Annotated in this window: 7 protein-coding genes; 3 read left to right on the forward strand and 4 right to left on the reverse strand. The window is 68.9% G+C overall.

Going from position 1 to position 6,520, the window contains the following annotated elements; all coding sequences use genetic code 11:
* Positions 1–77: 77 nt before the first annotated feature.
* A complete protein-coding gene (locus ACTJLF_RS19190; protein WP_132800591.1) occupies positions 78–1,010 on the forward strand; it encodes a LysR substrate-binding domain-containing protein in 933 nt (310 codons plus the stop codon).
* Here ACTJLF_RS19190 and ACTJLF_RS19195 read toward each other — a convergent pair.
* The 4 genes from ACTJLF_RS19195 to ACTJLF_RS19210 all read right to left on the reverse strand — a co-directional run bounded on the left by ACTJLF_RS19195 (position 1,007) and on the right by ACTJLF_RS19210 (position 4,262).
* Entirely contained in the window at positions 1,007–2,215 is a 1,209-nt protein-coding gene (locus ACTJLF_RS19195; protein WP_132800594.1) for a beta-ketoacyl-[acyl-carrier-protein] synthase family protein, read from the reverse strand. The two genes, ACTJLF_RS19190 and ACTJLF_RS19195, sit on opposite strands and share 4 nt — an antisense overlap.
* The gene (locus ACTJLF_RS19200; RefSeq protein WP_126184936.1) at positions 2,212–2,463 is read right to left on the reverse strand and encodes an acyl carrier protein; all 252 of its coding nucleotides are present in this window, start codon (positions 2,461–2,463) and stop codon (positions 2,212–2,214) included. Before ACTJLF_RS19200 ends, ACTJLF_RS19195 begins: the two co-directional genes overlap by 4 nt.
* A gap of 103 nt (positions 2,464–2,566) precedes the next feature.
* Complete coding sequence (locus ACTJLF_RS19205) at positions 2,567–3,301, reverse strand: phosphatase PAP2 family protein (protein WP_132800597.1); 735 nt, start codon at positions 3,299–3,301, stop codon at positions 2,567–2,569.
* 82 nt (positions 3,302–3,383) lie between these two features.
* Entirely contained in the window at positions 3,384–4,262 is an 879-nt protein-coding gene (locus tag ACTJLF_RS19210) for an AraC family transcriptional regulator (protein WP_019655954.1), read from the reverse strand.
* Between the two features lie 90 nt (positions 4,263–4,352).
* Here ACTJLF_RS19210 and ACTJLF_RS19215 point away from each other — a divergent pair, with 90 nt between their 5' ends.
* Both ACTJLF_RS19215 and ACTJLF_RS19220 read left to right on the forward strand, forming a co-directional pair.
* Complete coding sequence (locus ACTJLF_RS19215; protein ID WP_132800600.1) at positions 4,353–5,618, forward strand: MFS transporter; 1,266 nt, start codon at positions 4,353–4,355, stop codon at positions 5,616–5,618.
* Between the two features lie 47 nt (positions 5,619–5,665).
* Positions 5,666–6,418 (forward strand): sulfite exporter TauE/SafE family protein, encoded by a 753-nt coding sequence (locus tag ACTJLF_RS19220; protein WP_132800602.1) that lies wholly within the window; start codon positions 5,666–5,668, stop codon positions 6,416–6,418.
* The last annotated feature ends 102 nt before the right edge of the window (positions 6,419–6,520 follow it).

Below are 6,520 nucleotides of genomic sequence, written 5' to 3' on the forward strand. Positions count from 1 at the left end.
CAGCGATTCTTATGGCTGTGTTAGGCGTGCGCTCTGGTTTAATCTTCCGCGTTGTCAGTTTTTCTAACGAAGCCCTCATGCGCCGCCACATTCCGAGCACCCGCGCGCTGCTGATCTTCGACGCGGTGGCCCGCCACCACGGCGTCGGCAAGGCCGCCGAGGAGCTGTGCCTCACGCACAGCGCAGTGAGCCAGCAGTTGCGCCAGCTCGAAGCGCAGATCGGCGTGCGGCTGGTGCAGCGCACCGCGCGCGGCACCGAGCTCACCGAAGCCGGCCAGCGCTACCACGGGCAGATCTCCGGCGACCTGCTGCGGCTGCAGAACCACACGCTCGAAGCGATGGCGCAGCGCACCGACGGCCTGCGCCTGCTGGTGGGCGCGGTGCCCGTGCTGGCCGACGGCTGGCTCATGCCGCGCCTGCCGGAATTCATCGGCCGCAACCCCGGCTGCAGCCTGCATCTGCAGGTTTTTCCCACGCATCTCTACATGGAAGACCTGCCCTTCGACGTGGGCGTGCAGTACGACGACGCGGTGTGGCCGGGAGCGAATGCGCTGCCGCTGATGGGCGAAGCCTGCGTCGCCGTGTGCGCGCCTGCTGCGAAGGGGCGCTCGGCCATGTCGCGCGGCGACTTCCGCCAGGCGCAGCTGCTGCAGCTGCGAACCCGCATGGGAGCGTGGGAGGAATGGTTCGGACAGGCTGCCCACCTTCGCGCGCCGGAGAGCCTTGTCGCGGGGCACCGCTTCGACCTGTTCTCCTCGCTGATAGCGGCAGTGCGTGCCGATCTTGGCGTGGGGCTGGTGCCCGACTACTTCGTAGAGCGCGAGCTGCGGTCGGGCGAGCTGGTGCTGGCCTGCCCGCACCGGGCGCCGTCGAGCCGGAGCTACAGCGTGTTCGTTGCGCCAAGCCGCACCGGCGACGCGCTGGTCGGCGCTTTCGTGGCGTGGCTGCGGGAGTCGGCGGCGCAGGCGTCGACCGTGCAGGCCGCGCCGCGCAAGTTGAAGGCTGCCTAGGCCCGCCGGAAGAGCAGCACGGAGTTCGTGCCGCCGAAGGCGAAGGAATTGCTGATGGCGGCTTCCAGCGCTGGCGCCGCGGTGTCTTCCTGCGCGACGAGGTTCAGCCGGCATTCCGGATCGACCTCGCGGCAGTTGGCGTTGGGCGGCAGCTGCCGCTGCTGCAGCGCCATCACGGTGATGAGCGCCTCGATGGCGCCCGCTGCGCCCAGCATGTGGCCGTGCAGCGCCTTGGTCGAGCTCACGCGCAGCATGTCGAGGTCGTCGCCCCAGACCTCGGCCAGTGCATTGCGCTCCACCACGTCGCCGATGCGCGTGGCCGTGCCGTGCGCGTTGCAGTAGCCCACGTCGCGCGGCTGCAGGCCGGCCTGGCGCAGGGCGGCGCGCAGCGCGCGGGCCTGGCCGGGCGCGTCGGGCTTGGTGAGATGGGTCGCGTCGCTGCTCAGGCCCCAACCGGCCAGCGTGGCGTGGCTGCGGGCGCCGCGGGCGCGGGCGCGCTCGGCGGATTCGAGGACCAGGAAGGCCGCGCCTTCGCCCAGTGCGAAGCCGCTGCGGTCGGTGGCGAAGGGCTTCACCGCGCCGGCCGCTTCGCCGGGCTGGAAGCCGGCCAGCGTCTGCATCGCCTGCCATGCCACCACCACGCCCGGCACGATCAGCGCTTCGCTGCCGCCGGCGATGGCGATATCGACCTCGCCGCGCTGCACGGCCTTCGCGGCCTCGGCGATCGCGGCCGAAGAGGAAGCACAGGCGACCGAGTAGGTGAGAACCGGGCCCTTCACGCCCTGGCGCATCGCCACGTGGGCGGCCGGCGCGTTGGGCATGAAGGCGGGAATGGTGAGGGGCGAGACGCGGCCGTTGCCGCGATAGGCCGCCTCGAGCGCGGCGGCGCCGCCCATGCCGCAGCCGGAGAAGACGCCCACGCGCTCGGGGTCTGCGTCGGCCACGGAAAGGCCGGCGTCGCGCATCGCCATGTCGGCGGCCGCCACGGCCAGCTGGCTCACGCGGTCGACGCCGGCGAGCTGCAGCTTGGTGAACCAGCGGGTTTCGTCGAAGGCCGCGGTGGCAGCCGCTGCCGGCTTGGGCAGTTCGGGAAAGACGGGCTGTATGGCCGAGCGGCCCTGCAGCAGGGCCTGGAAGAGGGTGCCGGGTTCGTCGCCGTGCGGCGCCACGACGCCCAGCCCGGTGACGGCGACTTCGTGGTTCACGAGGCGGATGCGGCCTTCTCGGCCCTGACCTTGTCGACCAGCACGGCCAGTTCGGCCAGGGTGTCGATGTTCGCGTCCTCGTCGGGCATGACGATGCCGAAGTGGTCCTCGATGGCGAACAGGAATTCGGCCAGCGCCAGCGAATCGAGTCCGCCGGTCTCACGCATGGAGGCGTGCGGGTCGAGCTTCGAGGGTTCGATGCCGTACTTCTCCTGGATCAGGTCCTGCAATTCCTTCAGCGAACTCATCGTGCAATGCCTGTCGTCGTCTCGTGTGCCGCCGATCGATCGCCGCCCGTTGCGGTCCTTTGAATCAATCGATCCCTTCCTCGTCGGCCAGTGGTGAGTGTGGTCAATGTTTACGGATGATATCCGCTCCCACGTGAGGGGCATCCTCTCGCTGGCGGGCGCCGGGACGCCAGCGCATCGAGGGCAGGGCGAAAGCCATACCCAGCAGCGCACCGGCGGCCACGTCCAGCGCCACGTGCTGCTTGACCGCCAGCGTCGAATAGGCGATGGCGGCGAACCATGCCCAGTTCAGCACCCGCCACCCGGTGGGCGTGCGCGTTTCGCGCAGTACGTCCTCGATGCGGATGGCCGTGAAGATGGCCACCGCCACGTGCATCGAGGGGCAGGCGTTGCCCGCCGCGTCCACACCCTGCAGCATCGTGAAGCCGGGGTAGCCGGACGCATCGATGGCCAAAGGAGGTATCTGGGTCGGCCAGAAGTAGAAGATGCCCAGGCCGGTGATGCACAGCCCGCCGATCCACAGCCCGTAGACCACCAGTTCGCGGAAGGTCAGCTGCAGCCCGGGCGCGATCCCCACGTACACCCACAGCGAGAGGTACGGACCCAGCAGGTAGGGCTGGAATGGCAGCAGGTGGTCCAGTGGCGTCAGCGGCATCACCTCGACCGGAAAGGAGGGGTTGCGCAGCAGGTGGAAGTAGCCGATGAAGAAGAGCCAGGTGAAGACCGTGGTGCCGACGGCCTTCAGCAGGAAATGCCGGCGCACGCGCAGCCAGATGTCGGCGCTCCAGGTGGGGCGCTGGGCGTCGTGCGCCAGATGCAGGGGGATCGGTGAATGCATGGTGTTGCTTGTCGGGCGCCGATCTTGCCAGAGCGGCGTGAAGCATCCATCCCCCGGCGCCCCGTCGGCCCTGGTACGCGGATCAGGCGGGCGCGGGCCGCTTGCGGTGCTGGAACGAGGTGGGCGAGCGGCCGGTGGCGGCCTTGAACATCGCGCAGAAGGCGCTGTCGGTGGCGTAGCCGCTGGCGGCCGCGACCTGGCTCACCGCCATGCCGCGCGCCAGCAGCGGCAGTGCATGCGCCATCACGGCCTGCTGTCGCCACTGCTGCCAGCTCATGCCGAGCTGGTCGCGGAACAGCCGCGCCACCGTGCGCTCGCTCGCGCCGATGGCGGCCGCGCGCTCGGCCAGCGTGGCGCGGTCGGCCGGGTTGCGCAGCAGCGTCTCGCAGAGCTGGCGCAGGCGCTTGTCGGTGGGCAGCGGCACGTCGATGCGGATCTGCGTGGCGCGCTCCAGTTCGTCGACCAGCAGCGGCGCGATCATCCGCTCGCGCTGCGGCGCATGCGCATCGGCCGGCGGCAGGCCGTCGGGCGTGGTGTCCAGCGCCAGCATCAGGGCGCGCAGCAGGGGGCTGATCTCGAGCACCTCGCATTTCTCCCAGGAGGGCGCGATCCAGGCGTGCAGGTAGATGGTGCGCAGCTCGGCATCTTCGATCAGCGTGATGCTGTGAGGCATGTTGGCCGGCACCCAGAGCGCGCGCGAGGGCGGCACGATGTAGCTGCCGTCCTGCGTGCTCAGGCGGATCACGCCGCGCGTGGAGAAGGTGAGCTGGGGCCACGGATGCTCGTGCAGCTCGACCAGCGTGTCGGCGCTCAGGAAGTGCTCCTTGGCGCGCAGCGGCCGCACCGCGTCGGGCGCATACAGGTGCGGCGTGAGGGAGGCGACGCTGTTGACGGGGGTGGGCCCGCGCAGCCTGGCGGCGGACGCGGCGCTCCTGGAGGTGGGTGAGGCGGCGCTTGGCATGGTTTCGACAAATGTTGTCGCTGTATCGCCATTCTGCCGCTTCCTCGACGCATAGCATCGGCGCCTGCCCCGATTTTTTTGTAGCAATCCATGTCTTCCAACTCGCCCACGAGCGCCGCTTCGGCCGCTTCGCCTTCCTCCAACACCCTGGGCAGCGATGCCAAGCTGATCGGCCTCGTCGGCCTGGCCCACGCGGTCAGCCACTTCAGCCAGCTGATCCTGGCGCCGCTGTTCCCGTGGCTCAAGGATGCGTTCAACGTGAGCTATGTCGAGCTGGGTGCGGTGCTCACGGTGTTCTTCGTGGTCTCGTGCATCGTGCAGGCGGCCTCGGGCTTCATCGTCGACAAGCTGGGGCCGCGGCCGGTGCTCTTCGTGGGGCTCGGCGCGCTGGGGCTGGCGGCCTTCGGCTACGCGGTGGCGCAGAGCTACTGGATGCTGCTGGTCTTCGCGGTGCTCGGGGGCATCGGCAACGGCGTGTTCCATCCGGTGGACTACACGCTGTTCAACCGCAAGGTCGCGCCCACGCGCCTTGGCCATGCCTACAGCGTGCACGGCATCACCGGCAGCCTGGGCTGGGCGCTGGCACCGGCCTTCGTGGTGCCGATCGCCATCGCCTTCTCGTGGCGCGTGGCGCTGGCCTCGGCGGGTGTGGTGGCCCTGGTGGTGCTGCTGGTGCTGTGGGTGTACCGCAGCGTGCTCTCGCTCGACGCCGCGGCCGTGCACAAGGCCACGGGGCAGGGCGAATCCGTGCCCGCCGGCGGTGGCGAATTCGACTTCCTGCGCATCCCGGCCGTGTGGATGTGCTTCGGTTTCTTCTTCTTCTATGCCGTGGTGATCAGCGTGGTGCAGACCTTCGCGCCCGTGGCCGCGGGGCACCTGCATGCGGTGCCGGTGGCGCTGGTGGCCGTGTGCCTCACGGTCTACATGGTGGCGAGCGCCGCGGGCATGGTGGTGGGCGGTTTCCTCGCTTCCGACCCGTCGCGCTGCGAGCGCATCGTGGGCGTGGGCTTCGGTCTGGCCGCCGCGCTGGCGCTGATGCTGGCCTTTGCCGACTTCCCGCCGATCATCGTGCCGGCGCTCTTCGGCGCGATGGGATTTGTCTCCGGCGTCGCCGGGCCGTCGCGTGACCTGCTGGTGAAGAAGTCGACGCCGCCCAACGCCACCGGCCGCGTCTACGGCGTGGTCTACGCCGGCCTCGACATCGGACAGGCCGTGGCACCGCTGGTCTTCGGCCGGCTCATGGACCACGGCCAGTACACCAGCGTCATCGTGGGCCTGGCGCTGGTGCAGGGCGTGCTCATCGCCAGCGCATTCAACGTGCGCCGGGTTCGACGCACAGCGCTCGTCCCGGCCTGAGGGCTCCGGCCGGCGAGCGGAGAACCCCGGCCGATATCATCGGCCGCATGCAAGCCTTGTATGTCTATGTGATCGTCGGCGCCGTGCTGGCGGGTTTCGTGCAGGGCCTCTCCGGCTTTGCGTTCGGCATGGTGGCGATGTCCGTGTGGGCATGGACCCTGGAGCCTCAACTGGCCGCCGTGCTTGCACTCTTCGGCGCGATGACGGGGCAGGTGATCGCCGCGGTCACCGTGCGGCGCTCCTTCGACAGGAGCGTTCTCTGGCCCTTCCTGCTTGGCGGACTGATGGGCGTGCCCTTCGGCGTCTGGCTGCTGCCGCATCTGGATCTCGTCGTCTTCAAGCTGTGCCTCGGGCTATTGCTGGTGCTGTGGTGCCCGGCGATGCTGATGTCGCAGCACCTGCCGAAGCTTTCGTTCGGCGGGCGCGTCGCCGATGGGGTGGCGGGGGCCATCGGCGGTGCGATGGCCGGCATCGGCGGGTTCTCGGGGACCATTCCTACGCTCTGGTGCACGCTACGCGGATTTCAGCGGGATACGCAGCGGGCCGTGATCCAGAACTTCAATCTCTCGATGCTGCTGGTGGCGTTTGGCATCCACCTTTTCAGCGGGAATATCGGACGTTCTCTCTTGCCTTTGCTGGGGGTGGTGGCGGTGGCTGTGGCTGTGCCCGTGTTGTTGGGGGCTCGGCTTTATATCGGGATCAGTGAGGTCGCGTTTCGGAAGATTGTTTTGGGGTTGTTGACTGTTTCCGGGGTGGTGTTGTTGGCTTCTGCTGTGTCGGCTTTGTTGGGGCGTGGTTGAGGCTCTTTGGGTGTTTGCTTTCCGGGGCCGGGTCTCGGCCCGGCGGCCGACCTACTTTCTTTTGCTTCGCCAAAAGAAAGTAGGCAAAGAAAAGGCGACCCC

Source organism: Variovorax sp. 22077, from assembly GCF_052044195.1.
Classification (GTDB): domain Bacteria; phylum Pseudomonadota; class Gammaproteobacteria; order Burkholderiales; family Burkholderiaceae_C; genus Variovorax; species Variovorax atrisoli.